Origin of the sequence: Paenibacillus sp. TC-CSREp1, from assembly GCF_050171015.1 — a bacterium.
Lineage (GTDB): Bacteria > Bacillota > Bacilli > Paenibacillales > Paenibacillaceae > Paenibacillus > Paenibacillus silvae.
Genome location: NZ_JBNOKM010000021.1, coordinates 44,712 through 64,518, shown reverse-complemented (window position 1 = coordinate 64,518; position 19,807 = coordinate 44,712). Strand labels below are relative to the sequence as shown.

The 19,807-nt window shown below is 47.5% G+C and carries 20 protein-coding genes; 6 read left to right on the top strand and 14 right to left on the bottom strand.

Features of this window, described 5'->3' with window-relative positions; genetic code table 11:
• Positions 1 to 143 precede the first annotated feature (143 nt).
• Both ACQSGY_RS25945 and ACQSGY_RS25940 read left to right on the top strand, forming a co-directional pair.
• Positions 144 to 1,148 (top strand): lipoate--protein ligase, encoded by a 1,005-nt coding sequence (locus tag ACQSGY_RS25945; RefSeq protein WP_145403365.1) that lies wholly within the window; start codon positions 144 to 146, stop codon positions 1,146 to 1,148.
• 258 nt (positions 1,149 to 1,406) lie between these two features.
• Complete coding sequence (locus ACQSGY_RS25940) at positions 1,407 to 2,210, top strand: Cof-type HAD-IIB family hydrolase (protein WP_111270518.1); 804 nt, start codon at positions 1,407 to 1,409, stop codon at positions 2,208 to 2,210.
• A gap of 252 nt (positions 2,211 to 2,462) precedes the next feature.
• Here ACQSGY_RS25940 and ACQSGY_RS25935 read toward each other — a convergent pair whose 3' ends face one another.
• Positions 2,463 to 3,992 (bottom strand): FAD-dependent oxidoreductase, encoded by a 1,530-nt coding sequence (locus ACQSGY_RS25935; RefSeq protein ID WP_427181534.1) that lies wholly within the window; start codon positions 3,990 to 3,992, stop codon positions 2,463 to 2,465.
• 174 nt (positions 3,993 to 4,166) lie between these two features.
• Here ACQSGY_RS25935 and ACQSGY_RS25930 point away from each other — a divergent pair, with 174 nt between their 5' ends.
• Positions 4,167 to 4,736 (top strand): TetR/AcrR family transcriptional regulator, encoded by a 570-nt coding sequence (locus tag ACQSGY_RS25930; protein ID WP_427181514.1) that lies wholly within the window; start codon positions 4,167 to 4,169, stop codon positions 4,734 to 4,736.
• Between the two features lie 89 nt (positions 4,737 to 4,825).
• Here ACQSGY_RS25930 and ACQSGY_RS25925 read toward each other — a convergent pair whose 3' ends face one another.
• A complete protein-coding gene (locus tag ACQSGY_RS25925; protein ID WP_427181513.1) occupies positions 4,826 to 5,761 on the bottom strand; it encodes a DMT family transporter in 936 nt (311 codons plus the stop codon).
• A 135-nt stretch (positions 5,762 to 5,896) separates the two neighbouring features.
• On the opposite strand from ACQSGY_RS25925, the gene ACQSGY_RS25920 reads away from it, so the two are divergent.
• Positions 5,897 to 7,303 (top strand): PLP-dependent aminotransferase family protein, encoded by a 1,407-nt coding sequence (locus ACQSGY_RS25920; protein WP_427181533.1) that lies wholly within the window; start codon positions 5,897 to 5,899, stop codon positions 7,301 to 7,303.
• Between the two features lie 645 nt (positions 7,304 to 7,948).
• Complete coding sequence (locus ACQSGY_RS25915; protein WP_427181512.1) at positions 7,949 to 8,716, top strand: MBL fold metallo-hydrolase; 768 nt, start codon at positions 7,949 to 7,951, stop codon at positions 8,714 to 8,716.
• A gap of 9 nt (positions 8,717 to 8,725) precedes the next feature.
• On the opposite strand, the gene ACQSGY_RS25910 is transcribed toward ACQSGY_RS25915, so the two are convergent.
• From ACQSGY_RS25910 to cysT, 11 genes are all read right to left on the bottom strand, one after another.
• Positions 8,726 to 9,352 carry an ABC-2 transporter permease gene (locus tag ACQSGY_RS25910; protein ID WP_427181511.1) on the bottom strand — a complete coding sequence of 209 codons (627 nt, stop codon included), beginning with the start codon at positions 9,350 to 9,352 and terminating at the stop codon, positions 8,726 to 8,728.
• Positions 9,345 to 10,211, bottom strand: a complete 867-nt coding sequence (locus ACQSGY_RS25905; protein WP_427181510.1) for an ABC transporter ATP-binding protein — start codon at positions 10,209 to 10,211, stop codon at positions 9,345 to 9,347. Before ACQSGY_RS25905 ends, ACQSGY_RS25910 begins: the two co-directional genes overlap by 8 nt.
• A 5-nt stretch (positions 10,212 to 10,216) precedes the next feature.
• The gene (locus ACQSGY_RS25900) at positions 10,217 to 10,591 is read right to left on the bottom strand and encodes a GntR family transcriptional regulator (protein ID WP_184190288.1); all 375 of its coding nucleotides are present in this window, start codon (positions 10,589 to 10,591) and stop codon (positions 10,217 to 10,219) included.
• A 206-nt stretch (positions 10,592 to 10,797) separates the two neighbouring features.
• Positions 10,798 to 11,385, bottom strand: a complete 588-nt coding sequence (clpP, locus tag ACQSGY_RS25895; RefSeq protein ID WP_427181509.1) for an ATP-dependent Clp endopeptidase proteolytic subunit ClpP — start codon at positions 11,383 to 11,385, stop codon at positions 10,798 to 10,800.
• 22 nt (positions 11,386 to 11,407) lie between these two features.
• On the bottom strand, positions 11,408 to 12,229 hold the full coding sequence (locus tag ACQSGY_RS25890) for an RNA polymerase sigma factor (protein WP_427181508.1): 822 nt from the start codon (positions 12,227 to 12,229) through the stop codon (positions 11,408 to 11,410).
• Positions 12,230 to 12,765: 536 nt separating this feature from the next.
• On the bottom strand, positions 12,766 to 13,578 hold the full coding sequence (locus ACQSGY_RS25885) for an MBL fold metallo-hydrolase (protein ID WP_427181507.1): 813 nt from the start codon (positions 13,576 to 13,578) through the stop codon (positions 12,766 to 12,768).
• A 226-nt stretch (positions 13,579 to 13,804) separates the two neighbouring features.
• Entirely contained in the window at positions 13,805 to 14,251 is a 447-nt protein-coding gene (locus ACQSGY_RS25880) for a hypothetical protein (protein ID WP_427181506.1), read from the bottom strand.
• Positions 14,252 to 14,585: 334 nt separating this feature from the next.
• Positions 14,586 to 15,659: a sulfate ABC transporter substrate-binding protein gene (locus ACQSGY_RS25875; RefSeq protein WP_427181505.1), complete on the bottom strand. Its 1,074-nt coding sequence runs from the start codon at positions 15,657 to 15,659 to the stop codon at positions 14,586 to 14,588.
• Between the two features lie 45 nt (positions 15,660 to 15,704).
• Positions 15,705 to 16,769, bottom strand: coding sequence for a sulfate/molybdate ABC transporter ATP-binding protein (locus tag ACQSGY_RS25870; protein WP_427181504.1), 1,065 nt, complete (start codon positions 16,767 to 16,769; stop codon positions 15,705 to 15,707).
• Between the two features lies 1 nt (position 16,770).
• The gene (locus ACQSGY_RS25865) at positions 16,771 to 17,568 is read right to left on the bottom strand and encodes a sulfate ABC transporter permease subunit (protein WP_427181503.1); all 798 of its coding nucleotides are present in this window, start codon (positions 17,566 to 17,568) and stop codon (positions 16,771 to 16,773) included.
• Positions 17,565 to 18,380 carry a sulfate ABC transporter permease subunit CysT gene (gene cysT, locus ACQSGY_RS25860; protein ID WP_145403376.1) on the bottom strand — a complete coding sequence of 272 codons (816 nt, stop codon included), beginning with the start codon at positions 18,378 to 18,380 and terminating at the stop codon, positions 17,565 to 17,567. Before cysT ends, ACQSGY_RS25865 begins: the two co-directional genes overlap by 4 nt.
• A 257-nt stretch (positions 18,381 to 18,637) precedes the next feature.
• On the opposite strand from cysT, the gene ACQSGY_RS25855 reads away from it, so the two are divergent.
• Positions 18,638 to 19,039 carry a secondary thiamine-phosphate synthase enzyme YjbQ gene (locus ACQSGY_RS25855; protein WP_111270506.1) on the top strand — a complete coding sequence of 134 codons (402 nt, stop codon included), beginning with the start codon at positions 18,638 to 18,640 and terminating at the stop codon, positions 19,037 to 19,039.
• A gap of 163 nt (positions 19,040 to 19,202) precedes the next feature.
• On the opposite strand, the gene ACQSGY_RS25850 is transcribed toward ACQSGY_RS25855, so the two are convergent.
• A complete protein-coding gene (locus ACQSGY_RS25850; protein WP_110898661.1) occupies positions 19,203 to 19,805 on the bottom strand; it encodes a TetR/AcrR family transcriptional regulator in 603 nt (200 codons plus the stop codon).
• Between the last annotated feature and the right edge of the window lie 2 nt (positions 19,806 to 19,807).

Genomic DNA, 19,807 nt, shown 5'->3' with positions numbered 1-19,807 from the left:
TACGTGTTTTCTTTGTGTCCTAACCGCAATTCGTTTACAATAGAAGAGGAATTTCAGGAACTTCGGTTTTCTGATTCATTTGTACAAGCATCACTACATAGGGGGCTTACAAGCCTCTCATATACATTAATGGAGGAATGACCATGCTGTTTGTAGATAATCAGGGCATTACAGATCCTTCTGTAAACCTCGCGATTGAGGAGTATATTCTGAAGCATCTGCCGATGGAGGATGACAGCTATCTGTTGTTTTACATCAACCGTCCGTCGATCATTATCGGTAAACACCAGAACACGATTGAAGAGATTAATATCGAGTACGTTCAGGATAACGGAGTGCAGGTGGTACGTCGCCTTTCCGGGGGCGGTGCGGTGTATCACGATCTGGGCAACCTGAACTTCAGTTTTATCACTGCGGATGACGGCCAATCCTTCCACAACTTCCGCAAATTCACCCAGCCTGTCGTTGAAGCTCTGCACGAGCTTGGTGTCAATGCCGAGTTGACCGGGCGCAATGATCTGCAAGTCGGTGAAAAGAAAATTTCCGGCAACGCGCAATTCGCCACTCGCGGACGCATGTTCAGTCATGGCACGCTGATGTTTGATCTGAATCTGGAGCATGTTCAGGCATCCCTGAACGTCAATCCCGAGAAATTCAAATCAAAGAGCACCAAATCGGTACGCAGCCGCGTGGCCAACATTCGTGATCTGATTGACACCAATCTGACGATTGAAGAGTTCCGTGATGAGCTGCTGCGTCACATTTTCCGTATGGAGCCGCAGGACGTTCCACAGTACAAGCTGACCGAGAAAGACTGGGACAAAATCAAGGAAATCTCGGCCGAGCGTTATAACAACTGGGACTGGAACTACGGTCTGTCACCGGAAAGCAATGTAAAGCATACCCGCAAATTCCCGGTGGGCATCATCGACCTGCGCATGAACATCAAGGATGGCCGCATCGAGGATATCAAAATCTTCGGCGATTTCTTCGGTGTTGGCGATGTAGCAGATATCGAGGATATGCTGCGCGGCAAGCGTTATGACGAGACTGAAGTGCGTTCAGCACTGGAAGGCCTGGATGTGAAACATTACTTCGGCAACCTGGAGCTGGAAGACTTCATCGGTCTTATTTTCCTGGAGGAGTAACATAAATAAACAAGCAATTTAGATGGATATAGATTGTTTGAGCGGATTCAGGATTACACGTTTAACGGAAAAGGCAGAATTCATATGAAGAAGTGAAGCGCTCGCGTTTAGAACCGGATTTTACCATCCAGTAAAACTTTAATAAAAATCCGGGGATAACAGTGATCGGAAGATGAATCTGCATTTGGAGTGTCTCGTGTAATCTATTTATTTCGTTCAATGAAATAGAGCCAGATAAAAAAGGAGAGAAACGCACACATGACTTACAAACTCATCGCGATTGACATTGACGACACCCTGATTAACGACAACAAGGAAGTTACACCCGCTACGCAAACTGCACTGGAACAAGCGGTAGCCCACGGTGTCGTGGTAACTCTCGCTACTGGACGCGCGTATGCTTCGGCACAGGCACTTGCTCGCCAAACCAAGCTGAACGTACCGATCATTACGTATCAAGGCGCTTTGGTGAAAAACCTGCTTGACGAAAAAGTGCTGTATGAGCGCTATGTGCCGCAGGAGGCTTCCCGCAAGCTGTTTGACTACTGCCTGGAGAAAAACCTGCACTTGCAAACGTACATCGACGACAAGCTTTATGCCCGTGAGGAAAATCAAAAGCTACTTGATTATGCCAAACTAAACGGCACGCAATATTACATTGAGTCTGATTTCATTAAAGTGATTGAACAGCCTACACCAAAACTGCTCATCATTGATGAGCCCGACTATCTGGATCAAGTGGCTGTCGAGCTTCGTGAGCTGCTCGGACCCGAGGTACACATTACGAAGTCCAAGCCGTATTTCCTCGAAATCATGCATAAAGAAGGCACGAAAGGCCATGCGCTGACGTTCCTGGCCGAGCATTTCGGTCATCAGCTCAGCGAATGCATCGCCATCGGTGACTCATGGAACGATCACGAGATGCTGGAAGTGGCTGGTCTTGGTGTAGCGATGGGCAATGCCATTCCTGCCCTGAAAGAGCTGGCGGATTACATTACAGCAAGCAACAACGAAGACGGGGTCAAAGAGGTAATTGAGAAGTTTGTACTGAATGCAGAGTAAATTATCAATTCCTTAACAAAAACAGTCTGGGATCACAAAAATTCGTGGTCCCGGACTGTTTTTTTATTTCTTATGTTTCGAGAGCAATACTGCGGTGATTAAGGATAATTGAAGTGATATCGTAATGGCTATAGATAAAATGACACGATCTGTATCTGGAACTGCGGCAAAAAACAAAACGAGAAAACATACAATGAAAGAAATAACAACGCTGGCTATGAAATTTAATATAATTTTTTTCATCTATTCCCCTTACTTGCTCATAGCAAGCCGTAAAGAATCCATCATTTTCTGGATACGACCATCGGGCTCCAACTGAAATGACGGAATAATCTCATCTATTCTTTGCTGGAAAAGCTCTGGATCTTCTATACCAAGCTCTGCTCTTAACTCCAGTTCTTCTTTGGAGCCATTGTCATTCAAAATCAGGTTCAGGATGTCCCCTTTAAAAAATTCGCTTGGTGGAAGAATTAAGGCATTCATCAGAAAGTGCATAAAAAAGAGACGATTATTGTTTTCCTGACTCGACTTTTTCATTGCCTGCTTCACAAACAAATTGATATATTTCTGAGCAAAGGTTACCCCCTTCAGACGGGACGGCCCAACATGCTCAACACCTTGCCAGCGCAGGTCGGCCACGGAGCTGAGCCACCAGGCCGGTTCGATCTCCTGCTGCATACGAAGCAGCACCTGGCGCTCAAACTGTGGCTCAGGATGCACTCGCTGTGCCTCTAGACATTTCCCTATCGTCTCGGCCTCAATTGCAGCAACCGTCATACCTTGGCCATGGATCGGATCAAAGCTGCAGAATGCATCGCCAAGCACGAGTAATCCCGAAGGCCAATGCTCCATCAGTTCAAAATGTTGACGGACAGACTCGGAAATACGGTATCCTCGCGGTCCTTGAAGCGGCTCCAACTGGTCTACCAACGCTGCGATTTCATGTGAAGCAAACAGCTGCTTGATCTGCTTTTGAAACTCATCCGGATCGGTGGAAGGGTATTCATTGCCTCCTGCGTTGAAAAGCAATACTCCCGCAATATCATTTTCAATTCGCGAGAACATGCCTGCACGAATTCCTTGCTCCGGGTCTGATTCTTTGATCACCGTTCCCCATTCATTTTGAATAGAGGATGGTATGTTGTAATAACGGGTGCTGTAACCAAGAGATACCCTAAGTACCTCCGGTTCAGGAACGGGTATTCCTATCTCATCAAGCCACCTGATCAATTTGGAGGAGCGTCCCGCGGCATCAACCACCATATCCGCTGCAAGCATTTCTATCCGATGATCCCGGCCTCTTTTTTTAGTGTATACTCCTGTAATGGAATGGCGATCTTCCGATACGATTAACCCGGTAACTTCCGTACTGGTCAAGAAGCTTACATGATCGATGTTCTGTACTCGCTGACGCAGGACCCATTCAAGCAGGGCTCTGCTGCACGATGCAATGTTGAATGACGAAGCAGCCGCATTCGCTTTGTTGACTATTGTTCCGTAACGATTGGCTATCACAAATTTTTCGTTCTGTGAAGGAATAGCACCCAATGCAATCAATTCATCATTGTATCCGGGAAAATACTGTTCCAGAATGAGTCCGCCGCGCGGCAATACCCGATGAGGATGAAAGGATTGAGGCACACCCTGCCGATTCGATGGTTCAGCAGGCAATTCATCTCGCTCGATAATGCATACCTCTTCATAATAATCAGATAACATTCTTGCAGTGATTAACCCTGCAATTCCTGCGCCAATCACGACAGCTTTTTTCATATCAGTCATCATAACTCCATCCTTTCATCGTAATTCTATCCTTTTCTATGAGGGTTATTTTTCTACAGTTGTAGATCAATCAAAAATATACTTATAATACCAATATATAACTAAAATCTCTTTTTTGGTAAGGGACAAAATGAAATAAGTATACAGATAAACTACAATAAGGAAATGATGTAGATGAAAACGGTTGGTAAGAAGGTCGATTTAAGAGTTACCCGAACTCATAAATTGTTAACGATGGCACTTATTGAACTGTTATCGAGGCAAGGCCAACGATTCAGTAACATTACGATTAATGAAATATGTGACCAAGCCATGGTTCATCGCACAACGTTTTACAAGCATTTTGAAGATAAATTTGCGCTGTTGTCCTCCACTCTCACTTGGTGCCTCCGAGATTATTTGCAAATGGATGTAGAAAAGCGTCTACAGCAGCCACTGCAAAGTCTGTCTGGAATTATGCTCGGAAACGTGCTTACAACGATCGTTCAGAATCAAAAGGAAGATGAGGCATTTAACGATTTTTTCAGAAATTATATCGGCGAACTCTTCAAGCAAGATTTTCTGGAATTAAAGCGAAGGGGGAAGCAATTTGCACTTCCTGTAGAACTTGTAGCGGAATTTCATTCAGGGGTTATCAGTTTACTTGTAACGTGGTGGATACTTCATTTTGAAGAAGAAATTACAGCTGAACAGATGGATGAATATTACTATCAATTGGTTAACGAGAACATCAGGTTAGAATAACAAACAGCCCAATCCAAAATCAGGAGTTGATTTCGAGATTGAGCTTTTAAGTTTATGATGATCAGAAAGCTTTATACAAACTTGACATCCTATTTCAAAACAGATTCAGGAGCTTGGCCCACCCCTGTCACAGGTTTTTTCTTCAACCAACGGCTCACCTTCTCATTCATGGCCAGCAGACCAGAAATGACCAGCACGACGCCAATCCACGTTACCCAGCTGACATGCTCCCCGTAAACAATGGCTCCAAGTCCGACGGCTATTGGTGGAGAAATATATAACCAGGTTGCCGGGAACAGCGGATTTGTACGCGACATAATCCAGTAAAACAGACTGTGCCCCACCATCGAACCGATGACCGTCAGATAGATCACGGAAGATACGGCAGGCAAGACGTCCAGTGCCGACATATTCCAGGTTTCCGTCAACGCTGACAGAATGAATAATAACACGCCACCATACATCATCTGCACCGCATTGATGGCAACAGGGCTCATCTCACTGAACTGGTGAATGACTTTTTTGGAGTACAGCGTGCCTGCCGAATAACACATTTCCCCCACAAGCACCGCGATACATCCCCACAAAAATAGTGAACCTGCGCCAAGCGATACTCCCGGCAGCACAACAAGCACAACACCTGTAAAACCGATCAGACAGCCAGCAATCATACGGGCAGATGTTTTTTGCCGCAACAATGCCGTCTGCATCAACATAATCATCAGAGGTCCTGTAGCGGAAAGGATCGCACCCACACCCGAGCTGACATGCTGTTCAGCCCAATACAACGTAGCAAAAGTACCGAAGGTTAAACCCGCCCCCGTAATCAGCATTTCTTTGCGGAACAGGAGAGACAGATTTACTTTGCCTTTCATCCACATCCATGTAAACATCAAAGCGCCTGCGATCACAAATCGCAGTCCTGCTGACAGAAACGGCGGCATGCCTGCCTCCACTCCAATTTTAATCGCCAGAAACGTTGTCCCGAAAACGAGACACATAATCGTAAATGCAATGCCCACCATGTTAACCACTCCTTTTTCTGTTCTCCATCATAACTCATCGTTTACAGAACAGAATAAATAAAACAGAACAGTTACCTCCCATTAGCTGTTACAATATAGCTTAAAAGGAGCGTGGATCGGGTGGGCGAAACAATCATGATGACAGATAACAGCATGAAGCGGTACAAGCAGGTCATTCATTATCTCATGGTGCGAATTGAAGCAGGTGAATGGACGGAACAGGAGAAACTTCCTTCAGTACGGAGCCTGTCCGAGCTGCTTGGCGTACATCGGCTTACGGTTTTCAAGGCGTATCAAGAGCTGAAACAGCGCGGGATCGTATATGTCAAAGACAAGTCCGGTTATTATATCAGTCCTGCCAAACCACTAGCGGAAGCAGAACAGGCGGATGATCCGTCCGTGTCTGCCTGGCTTCATTGGGACACGCTCGACCGGGTCCAATCCCTCGAGGCTGAATATCAGTTTTCCAAATCATTGATTGATCCTGCCCTGCTGCCCAACCGATATTGGGGTGAATTAATGCGCGACCTGCTGGACCAGTATCCTCGTCTGCTCGGCACGTATTCAACCATTCAGGGCGATCTGGAGCTGCGCAGCAGTCTCGCTGATCATCTGACGAGCAAGGAACGTTTCTACCTCTCTCCTGACGAAGTGCTGATTACATCCGGTGCACAGCAGGCGATAGATGTCATCTCCCGTGCGCTGGTCAAACCCGGAGACCGGGTATTGATCGAACGGCCAACGTACGGCCCTGCCATGGAGATTTTTCGCAAGCAGGGGGCACGACTTGTCTTCACCGATATCCACCCGGAGGGCTACGATCTGGAACAGATCGAGCATCTGATGAAAACGGAGAAGCCTCGGCTCTTCTATATGACACCGACCTTTCAAAACCCAACAGGGATCAGCATTTCGGTGGAGCAGCGCAAACAGCTGCCAGAACTGGCTGAGCAATACGGCTGCTTTCTGGTGGAGGACGACAGCACCTATGATATTTATTTTAAAGAGAAACCCCCGGCCCCTATCTTTACTTACGATACTTCCGGGCATACGCTGTACATTCGCAGCTATAGCAAATACGTTGTGCCCGGTTTGCGGATTGCAGCTATCATGTGCCGTTCACATCTCATGCCAGGACTGCAGGCGATCAAAGCTTTAACGGATAACGGGTCACCGCTGCTGAATCAGAAGCTGTTTTTGCGTTACTTTCAATCCGAACGTATGCATCAGCATCTGTCCAAGCTGCGAACCGCCATTCAGCTGCGTATGGAAGTCATGGAGCAATGTCTGAAGGAGACCGACTGGACATGGACTCGTCCTGAAGGTGGCCTTAACATTTGGGCCGAGCTGCCGGAAGGGATAGATACAGGCAGACTGCTGCATCGAAGCATGGAGCGATCGGTTGCTTTTGTGCCTGGAACGGTTTTTGATCCTTCCCATTCTTCCGGCAGTTGCAAGCTGCGTCTCTCCTTCTCTTATGCCCGTGAGCAGCAGATTCGGGAAGGCATGCACAGATTGATCACCCTGGCAGCGAAAAATTAAGTTAGGCATCCCTCAACGGGGGACATACAGGTTACTGGAGCACAGAAAGAGCGTGAGGATGAGAGCATGCGCACGAAACGACTGTGGCAGACCACCTTGTCATGAGGCAGGGCACCGTGTGCTGAGAGTTACACGTGGTATCGAAAGGCTAAACGCATTAAACAAGCTGTAGGAATACCAGAAGACTGGCGACACACGGAAGCTCGGAGAGTTGAGTTACCAAGGGCTTGAGTGGTTAGCGAAACATCGCAGCGCTGCCAATGGCTCAAATAACCGAAGGGCAAGTTTGGAGAAAAAATAGGACTGGGCAATATTTATTCATTCCTGGCATCAAGTTGGCTGCAATACCTTTAAGCACGCCAACGCTAGCGCTAACGATTCCCAGCAACCTTATTTAAGCTTTTTTTACGAACAAAAAAATGTAACGATTCCCAGTAACGCTATTTCAACTAAAACGTTAGATTTAAGCCTGTTTTTCATCAAAAATAAGATGATAACGTCTCCTGAAATCGTTACATTTTCAAATCCACTGAAATCCAGCAAATAGCGTCTCCTAGAATCGTTAGCAATAGACCACTGTCAATCCGTCGTCTGAGTTGATATACGTATAATTTCTGGAATAAGTAGTTATTAGTTATTGGGGAGTTGTTTAACATATCTATTTCAATACAACATATTCGACACGCAACATCAATTTTAACGATAAAAAATAAACGTATACTGATTGATCCAATGTTGAGTGATGCCGGAATACTCTCACCTGTGCCTTTAACTCGAAATTATCGTAGAAACCCATTAACCCCCTTACCTGTCCCACTCCATGTTTTTGAGGAAGTAGATGTCATTCTATTGACACATCGCCACTTCGATCATTGGGATAAAAAGGCCATTTCCATACTTGATAAAAATATACCTGTATTTTGTCAACCCAACGACCAGGTCTCTATACAATCCTCTGGTTTTTTGAAAGCAATACCCGTCCATCATTCTTTGGAGTGGGGAGGTATTCAAATAAAACGAATTACCGGGCAGCATGCTACGGGACTTTCTGGAAAGCTATTAGGGCCAGTTTCCGGTTTTATATTAAATGCAATAGAAGAAGGATCTATTTATATCGTTGGTGATTGTATCTATACAACTGCGATTGAAGCAGTTTTTCGTAAGTATAATCCGGATATTGCTGTTTTAAATACAGGAGAAGCCCAAATGATATGGGGGACTACGATCACCATGACACGTGAAGATGTCGCTCGCATAGCTCGTTTATCGCCAAGAACGAAACTCCTCGCCGTGCACCTGAATACCATTAACCACTGCAAGTTGAGCCGGGATCAGCTTACCGAGTATATAAAGGAACAAAATCTGGAAGGTTCCGTTTGGATTCCTAAAGACGGTGAGGTCATTTCTTTTTGAATCACCCACTTACAGATTTTTTCTCTCAAACAGACGAATCGTAACGATATATGAAATGAGAAACAACGCTATAATAGCCACGGAAACTGAGGTGATTATCGGCGCTGTACTCAACCCTTTATCACCAGCCACAGAGAGAAGAAACGCAACAGGCTGGGCCAAAATAATCATGCAGATCAAAAAGATAGTATAGATGATGCCCGCCCCCTTTTTACTAAGTGCGTAGAAGAGTGGCATGTAGATTGACACCAGCACAAGTACTATGCCGATTGAGATCGCAATATCCAGTATCGAATAATGGGGTTTGTTCAACTCGGGATAATTCAGTTTAACCAGCTTGTGAATTCCGTAAGAGGTTAACACTCCAAACAGCGCATAAAGAATGGCGGACAGGTACTTGGCTTTCACGATCTGTTTGCGGCTGACTGGAAGAGTCACCAGAAAGTTATGATTATTGTTTTTGATATCAATCATCGTGGCCAGCATAATCGAGCCAAAAGCGGTGTAAACCCCCACAAAATACATAGACATTTCACTGCTTGGAATAAAAGCGAAGCTGAACACCACCAAATACAGCGCAATCGTCCACAAGGAGCTTTTCAGAACAATAAAGTCTTTGCGAAGCAGATTAAGCATGCTGACGTCCCCCTTTTGCGGTGAAATAAATGAGGTCTTCCAAGGCGGGCCTGTGTAGTAGCACCTCGTTGCCAAACAGACGCTTTGCCTCCTCTTTATTATCTGACAACGCTTCGAAACCAACCGTTGATTCTCGTATGCCAACAAAATGTCGCCGCGTATCGGCATCCAGCAGCTCCATGTCCCCTTTGACAATGGTGTAGCGTTCAAGCACGTCGTCTTTGGCTTCATTAAAAATCAACGTTCCTTGGTTAACAAACGCGATATAATCCGCAATGCGCTCCAGATCTGTCGTAATATGTGTCGAGAAAATGATAGACTTCGTCTCATCCTGAATCATTCCCGCCAGCAAATCAAGCAGCTCCCTCCGAAAAACGGGATCAAGACCCGATGTTGGTTCATCCATGACAAGTAGATCGGCATCATGTGACAAGGCAACAGCAAGCGAAAATTTGATCTTCATGCCTTTGGATAAATCCTGAATTTTCTTTTTCGGAGACAGTTCGAACTGCTCCAGGTAACTGCTGAACAAAGCATGATCCCAGCAGTTGTAAAAGGGAGCAATCATACGGGCCATCTCCCGGATTGTCAGATGTTCGTAATAAAAGCATTCATCGGATACAATTCCCAAGCGCTGCTTGACAGCCACATCTTGTTCCGGCATTTCACTGCCCAACGTCCGCAATGTTCCTTGATCGGGATGAATTAACCCTGTAATCATTTTGATCAGGGTGCTTTTGCCAGCTCCGTTTGGGCCGATGAGTCCTGTGATATAGCCTTCCTTTACATCCATGGATATGTTGTGCACCTTAAATAATGGGTAGGCTTTTGTCACATTCCGCAATTCTATAGCGTTCATCGTGTTTATTCCTCCTCTAACAGCAAAGTAAGATGATGAATCAAATCCTGCGAACTCATGCCCAGTTCCTTGCTTTCCTGAATAACCTCAAGCATCTTGCTTTCCAATTGTTTCATACGTCTCTCCCGGATAAAATCTTGATTCGCTCCGGATACAAAGCTCCCCTTGCCAACTACGGAATCAATCAGCTGCTCCTTTTCCAACTCCTCGTACACACGTTTCGTTGTAATAACGCTGACTTGCAAATCCTTGGCAAGCTGCCGAATGGAAGGCAGACTGTCCCCTGCTGCGAGCTCTCCGTTCAGAATACTCTGCCGGATTTGGGATAATATCTGGATATAGATAGGATCGCTGGATGCGTTGGATATCCGAATATTCATGTTCTTTCACCTCATCACCTTTACATCTTACGAACAAACCAGGCATAGTGTATATATATAATATATACACTATGCCTGGTTTAAGTCAACCTTACAATTTCAACGCGCTATACAAAAACAAAAAGGGACGACGGTTTCCTGTCATCCCTGTACTTATCTCACAATCACATCGAACTTATACTTACACTTAAACGTACCCTTATCATTTAAGCGCCGGCACCTATAACCACCCTATCCACCAGACCATAGTCCACCGCTTCCGCTGCCGCGAGGAAATAGTCACGGTCGGAATCCTTCTCAATGCGCTCCAGCGGCTGCCCTGTATGGTCTGCGAGCAGCTGATTCAGCCGCTGGCGGTGCTGAATAATACGATTCGCATGAATGAGCATATCCGATGCCTGCCCACGCGTGCCGCCATGCGGCTGATGAATCATGATCTCGCTGTTGGGCAGCGCCATGCGTTTTCCTTTGGTGCCGCCCACGAGCAAAATTGTGCCAAAGCTGGCCGCCATACCTGTGCAGATCGTTGAAATATCCGGCTTCACAAACTGCATCGTATCATAGATCGAGAACCCTGCTGTCACCGAGCCCCCCGGACTGTTAATGTACATCTGGATATCCTTATCCGGGTCCTCTGCACTCAAAAACAGCAGCTGAGCCACGATGGCATTGGCCATCTGATCCTCAATCTCTCCCGACACCATAATGATGCGGTCTTTCAGCAAACGTGAATAAATATCGTAACTCCGCTCACCACGAGCGGTCTGCTCCACTACATAAGGTACTACGTTCATATGTTAGGTCGCCTCCTTATCATTAGGCAGCCAGGATAACGGTATACCTGCCTTGGTGAGACATCGATTTCATACCCGAAGCAGCATATTCGTTGTACATCATCACTGGCTGCATGGATGGAGACGGCAAAGTGCTCTGCAGGATCGTGCCCGCCACAGCCATCGGATCATGCATCCGATTCAGGCACAGGTCAATCAGACGAGCTGTATCCCCCCGGCGAAAAGCCATCAGGTAGCTTCGAAGCTGCTCCTGTTCTGCATCAGCAGCCCCTTCCTTCGAATTCATTTCAAATATGGCATCCGTTCCGGCCTCTCCCAGCTTCTGCTTCACCTTGCTCAAGGCTGTGCGGGCACGATTCAGAGCCGCCTTCACAGCTCCCTCGGTGGTACTCAGCATGCTCGCAGTCTCTGCCGCCGTATATCCCATCATTTCACGCAATATATAAATCGCCCGCTGCCATGGTGAAAGCTCTTGAATCAGAAGCCGCACCGCCGACTCCAGCTCTTCCCATGGCTCTTCCTCCACATACGCTGACATCACCGGTTTCAGACCATCCAATATGGATCGCTGCTTCTCCTGCTTGCGGATTCCATCAATCCACGTATTCCGTGCGATTCGAATCAGATAAGCCTCCCAATTGAACGCTTCTGTTTGATTCACGGCGTGAGCCGCAGCAGACGATAACGCCTTGAGACAGGTTTCCTGTACCAGATCCTCTGCCTCGTTCATGGATTTGGTCAGTGAATAGCAATACGCATACAATGCTCCCATCAGGTCAGGCAATACATCATGTAGCGTTGAGTATGGTACGTTTTCCACCGCTGCATGCTTACTTCTGTCCATACCCTGTGTTTGCTTCGCTGCCTTTACTTGATTCGTTTCATTAACTACCGTGGTTCCGTATGCTGAACTGGCTCTATTACTCCCATTCGTTTCATCGGTCCTGCAATAACTACTCGAACTGCTCCATTTATACTGTTGTCTGTTGATTGGTCGAATTACGGACTTCACAAAGGCCATCTCGGGGGCCCCCCTTTGCTGGTTCCTGATTGATGCTATATAAGTTGAACTAAAAATTTCACACGATCCACTCCAATGAGAGAACAACCTGGAGAGTAGCGGTTATCCCCAGATTTTTTTGATTTCCTTTACTAAAGGGAAAAATCCAGTGATAAGCGTACGCTTCCGATGTAGCTTTCTTGCAGAAAGCTTTCAGGCGACCGTTACACTTTTCCAGGTTTTTTCTGTCCTCTCCGTTATTGTGTAAAAAATAGTTCAACTTATATAATTTAGATGTTTCATTATGTAAACGAAGAACCTCCCGTAAAGGATACGCTCTTCTTCATTTTATTTTTTCATATGTTAATTGTGCTCATTCCTTACTTCTCATTTCGATCCTGACCCAGCTTCACCGTCATACCCGTCAGAGCTATCGTTATGCCTTGATCCAGCTTGTAATGCTGACGTACATCAACATCATGGGACATATGTGTAAAATACGTCTGCCCTGGCCGCAGCTCTCGCAAAAGCTCCTGTGCCTCCTGCATATCATAGACCGAACGCGTCGAAAATTCCGCCAGCTCGTGCACAAAACTTGTACCCAGCACCAGCAGGTCCAGTCCATGCAGCAGCGCCTTCTCATCTGGTTTCAAGTCTATAGCATCCGAACAGTACGCCCACGCATACCCCTCGCGTTCAAGTCGGTAAGCATAGGAGTACCCATTGTGCCCGTGGCATACCTTCCAGGAGGAAATGTTCCATCCACCCAGTTCAATTCCGTTATCCGTCTCCAGAAAATCCATATGACGAGCAAGCCACGGAAACTGCGCCTGAATGATGACAATCACCTCACGGGGAGCATACAGCTTGCCCTTCACACCTAACCAGCGGCACGCATCCGCCCATTCCGGCAAACCGCCAATATGATCAAAATGCGCATGCGTAATCAGCAGCGTGTGCACCATACGTATCCCCTGATCCTCCATCTGGGAACGCCAATCGGGTCCGCAATCAATCATTACCATCCCGTCTTCTTCTGCACCCCCAATCTGACCGCCTCCGTGGATCAGAACAGATGAACGCTTGCGTCGATTCTCTCCTGTCTGCCGTGCCTCAGTACATACCTCGCAATCACAATACACCCGTGGAACACCCATGGCATCGCCAGTGCCCAGAAAGGTGAGCTGATTCATTCCGCATTCCCCTCTCGATCCCTGAAGCCCAATCAGCTCAGATGTTATCATTTTTGTTCAGCAATCCCTTACGCTTGATCTCAAACTTTCTATGTAAATTGTAATCTCCTATCTATACTTTTGCAAAAAAAGACTCTCCCGCTGCAGCTCCTCACCGCTCGCCGGGAAAGTCTATCGTCTGACCCTGAGCAACCCATGGTCAGACATCATAAAGAAGGCGTTCGCTTTACACCAGCGCACGCAGTTTCAAGGTCAGCTCAAGGCCTGCAGGAATCTCCTTGGCATCGGTAATGACCCAGTTCCACGCCAGACGCTGCTTCAGCACCTCTGCCTGGGCAGCCGTCAACTGCAGACCGGTGATGATGCCCTCACCCACTGTGAAATCCTGATCTGCTTTCAGACGAAATGTCTTTTCCAGCCAGATGCCAAGTCCTCCGCGAGTATTAAACGTAATACGATACCCGTTCAGAACTGCCTCCTCCAGCTTCTCCCCATGCTCGTCCGCATAGTTAAAAAATTCATCATATCGATAATGCTCCTCGGACACAGCGTCAAATGCCGACACGTCCTTGGCCTGAATTGCCTTCAAAATATCTGCTTCCGGCATGCCCTTGCCCCGGGCCTGCTCCAGTCGAATCGCGGTACTTTGGGATAATTTGATCTCTGTACTCATTCCTGTCACGCCTCTCTGCAATTATCAATTATGCCTTCATATGCATTAGTATACTTCCTGTTATAACCTTTTGGCAGTAAAAAACCTCCATCCCGGCATGCGCGAAATGAAGGCTCACCTTCCCTAAATTAGCTGGAAATAAAGATTTTACACAGTCCACTCCGATGACAGAATAACCTTTCAATCGCTGTTATCCCCAGATTTTTTGGATTCCCTTTTTTAAAGGGAAAAATCCGGTGATAAAGGCGACCGCTACGCTTTTCCAGGTTTTTTCTGTCCTCTCCGTTATTGTGTAAACAAATAGTTCAACTTATATAGTTCATCGTTCAATGAACTACAACCCCGCCAGCACCTGATACCATACACCGCGTTTGGAATAAAGTGTGTTGCGCACCTCATCCCATCCGCCCAGATAGTTGATATCAAACAGCCCTGCTGGTGTCGGAAACGAAGCTTTGGTCTCCGCGAATACATCCGGGTCTACCGAGCGAAAGCCATGCTTGGCAAAAATTCGCTGTGCTTCCGGCGTCCGCAGATAAGCGATAAAAGCCTCTGCCAGCTCCCGATTACCATGTTTGTCCGCGTATTTATCCACCACTACTGCGGGATTTTCGATCAGAATGGTATTTTTCGGAACTACGATATCATACTTGACTCCCTTGGCGATTCGGGCAAGCAGTTCATTTTCGTACGTCACAATGACATCGCCCACGCCATATTCAAATGCTGCCATGGAGGATCGGCCGCTCTTGTCCAGGGATTCGACGTTCTGATGCACTTCTTCCAGAAATGCCTTGGCTGCGGCAGGGTCCTTCTTGCCTTCCTGCTCTTCGGACAGCTTCAGCCCTGCACCATAGATGGCGTTAATATCCCACTGTGCACCACCGGAAGTTTTAGGATTGGGGTACAGCACCTTCACACCCGGCTTGGTCAGGTCCTGAAAATCCTGAATGCCCTTGGGATTACCCGCTCTGGTACCCAGAACAACGATTGAACGGGTAATCATGCCTGCGTTCGGGGTCTGCTTCCAATCGGTAGTGACCAGCTTGGCCTTCACCAGTTTATCAATATCACTTTCCATCGCAAGCAGGGCAACATCTGCCTCAAACCCGCCAACAATGGCTCTGGCCTGTGTTCCTGAAGCCTCATATGACTCCTGAAAGTTAATCGTTTGTCCTGTTTTTGCCTTCCATTCCGCCTGAAACTTCGGCAACAGCTCTCCCACGGCATCCTTCGCTACGCTATATGCACCGATGACAAGCGTATGGGATGAATCACCGCTTGAAACCGACGCTGGCTCTGGCTGCGCTTGTTCCTGCTTGCTGCATCCGGCAGTCACACAGACAAGCACAAGCATCAGAATAACGTATAGAGGGATGAACTTCTTCTTGTTTTGGCTCGTCTGCATGGCTGCTCCTTCTTTCATTTCTGTTTTTCCATAGAATGACTCGCTCTAGATCATGACCGGCATCGGATCTTCCTTGAGACGATTCTCAACGACCCAGCTCTCCGAATCATTAAACAGATAAGCACGGTGCACAAGCACACGAATGGTCTGCCCGATTTCCAGCGTGGTTTTCTCCAGCGAGCGATACGTAATAAGCTTGTGGCCCTGCACCTCAACTTCCACCATCCACTCACTGCCGCGGAAATGAAGATGCTTGACGGTGCCTTTTTCCGTTGCCGACAGCATGGTGAATTCGTTCTTCAACCCGATCTCGATGTACTCCGGTCGGATCAGCGCACGAGTGTTCCCGCCCTGTACTGCATGTTCGAACCCTTTCAGCTGAGAAGCATCCTCCACCACCGTAGATTCGCCAATAAAGGTTGCTACAAAAGGTGTCTGTGGATTTTTATAAATATCCCAAGGTGTGCCTTTCTGCTCCAGCCTGCCCTGGCTGATAATCATAATCTCGTCTGCGACTTCAATCGCCTCGTCCTGGTCATGCGTAACGAAAATGGACGTAATTCCTACACGCTCAATCAGCTCGCGCAGCCAAGAACGCAGTTCCTGACGAATCTTCGCATCAATGGCGGCAAACGGCTCATCCAGCAGCAGCAGCTGCGGCTCTGGCGCCAGCGCTCTGGCAAAGGCTACACGCTGACGCTGTCCACCCGACAATTGATGTGGGTAACGCTGTTCGAACCCTTTCAGCCCGGTCAGCTCGACGAGTTCCATCACGCGATCACGAATCTGGGCTTTGGGTGTTTTTTTCACCTTGAGACCAAACGCAATATTATCAAATACGCTCATATGTTTAAACAGCGCATAGTTCTGGAATACAAATCCAATGCCCCGCTCCTGCGGCGGCAAATGATTGACCACTTTCCCATGGAAACGAATCTCGCCTGAGCCCGGACTTTCAAGACCCGCGAGCATCCGCAAAATCGACGTCTTCCCGCCCCCGCTGGGACCAAGCAGACCGATCAGATGGCCTTTGGCAATATCGAACGAGACATCTTTTACCGCATGAAAATCACCGAAATGTTTGTTCAGATCACGAACTTCCACATGCATCTCAATGCACTTCCTTTCGCTTCTTGGCCCATTCCATCAGGAGCAACAGCCCTACGGAGAAGGTTACCAGCACCAATGCCACTCCATTTGCAGCCGACACATTGAAATTCTCTACATCCTGATACACCAGCGTTGTTGCCGTCTGTGTTTTGTTCATAATATTGCCGGATACCACCAACACAGCCCCGAATTCCCCCAGTGAGCGTGCTACCGTCAAAACCAGACCATAGACCACCGCCCAACGAATGGAAGGCCAGGTTACACTCCAGAACGTTCTCCAGCCATAGGCTCCAAGTGTGGACGCCGCCTCCTCCTGCTGTGAACCCAGCTCCTGCAAGACAGGCATTACCTCTCTTACCATTAGTGGAAACGTGACGAACAACGTGGCAATCACCATGCCCGGGAAGGCATATACCACATTAAAACCGATACCCTCAAAAAATCCACCCATAATGCTGTTTGGTCCAAGCAGCAGCACAATCATCAAACCGCCGATGACGGGTGATACCGCATAAGGCAGGTCAACGATGCTGTTGAGCAGCCCTTTGACCCTGTCACTCAGCCAGCCCGCGCGAACCAGATAGATTGCCATCATGATGCCAAACAGCGTATTAAGCAGAGTCACCACCAGAACAACCAGTCCGGTCATCATCAGCGCGTGCAGTGCCTCGGGACGCATAATGCCTTTTACAAAACCGCCTGCTCCATCTTCAAATGCGCCAATCAAAATTCGTCCGAGCGGAATGATCAGCAGCAGGGTGAATACCGCAAACGTCAGTCCGATTAAAAGTCTTCTCATCGTCTTCTCCCCCGCATCTGTACCAGATTAATCAGCCAGAGGATCAGGAAGGAGAGCGTCAGCAGCAGTACGGAAACTGCGGCTGCCCCTGTCGGGTTATCACTTTCAATCTCACCATAGATAAAAACGGAAGCGGTCAATGTTCTGCCCGGAATGTTGCCTGCTACGAGCACAACGGCCCCGAACTCAGCCAGCGCCCTTGAAAAAGCCAGCATGCCGCCGCTAATCATGCCCGGAGCCATGGATGGCAGAATGACCTGCATAAATGTACGTGCCTTGGAAGCCCCCATCGTATATGAAGCCTCTTCCTCGGAAGGATCAATCTCCTCCAGCAGTGGCTGCACTGCGCGAATGACAAAAGGAAACGTGACAAAGGTCATCGCAATAACGATGGCAGGCTGATGAAATACGATCTCGAAGCCGAGCGACTCAGCCAGCTTGCCAACAGCGCTCACCGGCCCGAGCAGCAGCATTATCATTAGACCGCCTACAGCGGTTGGCAATGCAAATGGCAAATCGACGAGACTGTTAAGAAACGATCTGCCAACGAATCGATATCTTGTCAGCACCCAGGCAATCATGGTTCCCAGGATCACATTAATCAGAGCGGCGACTACGGCCAGACGGACCGTTAACAGCACCGCCTTCCATGCAATCGGGTCCATAATGCTCTCGGCAAAATTGCTCCATCCTTCAGAGAAGGAATTGGCGTACACCCCGATAATCGGAAGCACAATGAGCACGATAAAATATAACAATACGGTACTGCGAAATCCCCAAGTCCATCCCTTGTGACGAAGAACGGTGTTCATTTGCTGTGTTCCCTCCCAGCCTCCGGCTTTAGCTCCGGTCGGCAGTCTACCTGACTTCATACGACATTTGCCTAAGTTGGATAAGTTTACTTTATTATTATTCCCATTAGTCTACTTGGAATTTTGCTTATCTGATACTTTACCAGTTTGCAGTACTAATCGTCAATGCTTTTATTCGAACTATTTTGTTGGTTAAGTTACAAGCTCCCGCGTTAAAATTATGTAGAGTAAAACCCATTTTTAAGGAGAGATGAATGATGTTATTTACGCAGAGCATAACGACTTCTACACGCGATGAAATGAAGGATATCACACGAGAAGTGAAACAGGTCATTGAGCGCAGCGGCGTGCAAAATGGAACCGTGCTGATTTACTGTCCCCACACCACGGCAGGCATTGCCATTAACGAAAATGCAGACCCTGATGTGAAACATGATGTCCTGTTACGCCTGGATGAAGTATATCCTTGGGAGCATCCACAATACCTTCACGCTGAAGGCAATACGGCTTCACATCTGAAGTCCATAACCACAGGGCCGTCACAGACTGTTATTGTTCATGAGGGCAGACTGCTGCTGGGACGTTGGCAAGGTATTTATTTCTGTGAGTTCGACGGACCGCGTCATCGGGAGTATTTCATTAAAATTATGGAAGGTTAGTCGAAAAATGAGAACATAAACAGGCGGTCCTCCCGATCATCGGGATCGGAACCGCCTGTGTTCGTCTTCTGCGGATTGTAGCTTTCGCAAGATAACGTTATAAAGAATTAATGTTATGACAAATCACCGCCCTGAAGTGTAGGGACGCAAGCAAAAGCGCCAGTTATTGCACGCCAGGCTGCTGGCCCAAGTTTCGGCACAACACTTTGACATGAGACAGTGCGGACGATTCAATCTCCGCAAATGTCAAACGGTCTTGAATATAATACGAAATGAATCCGTGCAGAGCGAGAAACAATGTACGTGGTACATGCTGTATATCCTCTTCGGAACAGCCTTCTTCCTTCATGTACTGCCGAATGATCGACGCAAACAGTTCAAAGCAGCGTCCCTGCTCGGTGCGACAGTAAGACAACAGCTCCTCGTCCCGAATCATGAACATGATCTCATATTGATATGGATTCTCCAGACCAAACCGAATAAATTCCATCAAAATGTGCTCGACCTTGCTCACGCCGCCTGCAACCGGCCTGACCATGGCTTGCAGCAGCAGATGCCCCAGATGGTTAAAATCCTCAACCACAATGGCATAAAACAGCTCTGCTTTTTCTTTAAAATGATAATACAGCGACCCATGACTATAGCCTAGATGCTGGCCGATGCTTCGCATCGAAATGGCGCGGTATCCTTTGGTAATAAAAAGATGCCTCGCCGCCTCCAGTATCCGCTCCCTCGACAACTCCTGTTCGACTGCTCTTCTAGCCATAT

Coding starts and splice junctions, on each gene's coding strand:
- ACQSGY_RS25945 (WP_145403365.1), top strand. CDS start 144: ATGCTGTTTGTAGATAATCAGGGCATTACAGATCCTTCTGTAAACCTC.
- ACQSGY_RS25940 (WP_111270518.1), top strand. CDS start 1,407: ATGACTTACAAACTCATCGCGATTGACATTGACGACACCCTGATTAAC.
- ACQSGY_RS25935 (WP_427181534.1), bottom strand. CDS start 3,992: ATGACTGATATGAAAAAAGCTGTCGTGATTGGCGCAGGAATTGCAGGG.
- ACQSGY_RS25930 (WP_427181514.1), top strand. CDS start 4,167: ATGAAAACGGTTGGTAAGAAGGTCGATTTAAGAGTTACCCGAACTCAT.
- ACQSGY_RS25925 (WP_427181513.1), bottom strand. CDS start 5,761: ATGGTGGGCATTGCATTTACGATTATGTGTCTCGTTTTCGGGACAACG.
- ACQSGY_RS25920 (WP_427181533.1), top strand. CDS start 5,897: ATGATGACAGATAACAGCATGAAGCGGTACAAGCAGGTCATTCATTAT.
- ACQSGY_RS25910 (WP_427181511.1), bottom strand. CDS start 9,352: ATGCTTAATCTGCTTCGCAAAGACTTTATTGTTCTGAAAAGCTCCTTG.
- ACQSGY_RS25905 (WP_427181510.1), bottom strand. CDS start 10,211: ATGAACGCTATAGAATTGCGGAATGTGACAAAAGCCTACCCATTATTT.
- ACQSGY_RS25900 (WP_184190288.1), bottom strand. CDS start 10,591: ATGAATATTCGGATATCCAACGCATCCAGCGATCCTATCTATATCCAG.
- clpP (WP_427181509.1), bottom strand. CDS start 11,385: ATGAACGTAGTACCTTATGTAGTGGAGCAGACCGCTCGTGGTGAGCGG.
- ACQSGY_RS25890 (WP_427181508.1), bottom strand. CDS start 12,229: ATGGACAGAAGTAAGCATGCAGCGGTGGAAAACGTACCATACTCAACG.
- ACQSGY_RS25885 (WP_427181507.1), bottom strand. CDS start 13,578: ATGAATCAGCTCACCTTTCTGGGCACTGGCGATGCCATGGGTGTTCCA.
- ACQSGY_RS25880 (WP_427181506.1), bottom strand. CDS start 14,251: ATGAGTACAGAGATCAAATTATCCCAAAGTACCGCGATTCGACTGGAG.
- ACQSGY_RS25875 (WP_427181505.1), bottom strand. CDS start 15,659: ATGCAGACGAGCCAAAACAAGAAGAAGTTCATCCCTCTATACGTTATT.
- ACQSGY_RS25870 (WP_427181504.1), bottom strand. CDS start 16,769: ATGCATGTGGAAGTTCGTGATCTGAACAAACATTTCGGTGATTTTCAT.
- ACQSGY_RS25865 (WP_427181503.1), bottom strand. CDS start 17,568: ATGAGAAGACTTTTAATCGGACTGACGTTTGCGGTATTCACCCTGCTG.
- cysT (WP_145403376.1), bottom strand. CDS start 18,380: ATGAACACCGTTCTTCGTCACAAGGGATGGACTTGGGGATTTCGCAGT.
- ACQSGY_RS25855 (WP_111270506.1), top strand. CDS start 18,638: ATGTTATTTACGCAGAGCATAACGACTTCTACACGCGATGAAATGAAG.
- ACQSGY_RS25850 (WP_110898661.1), bottom strand. CDS start 19,805: ATGGCTAGAAGAGCAGTCGAACAGGAGTTGTCGAGGGAGCGGATACTG.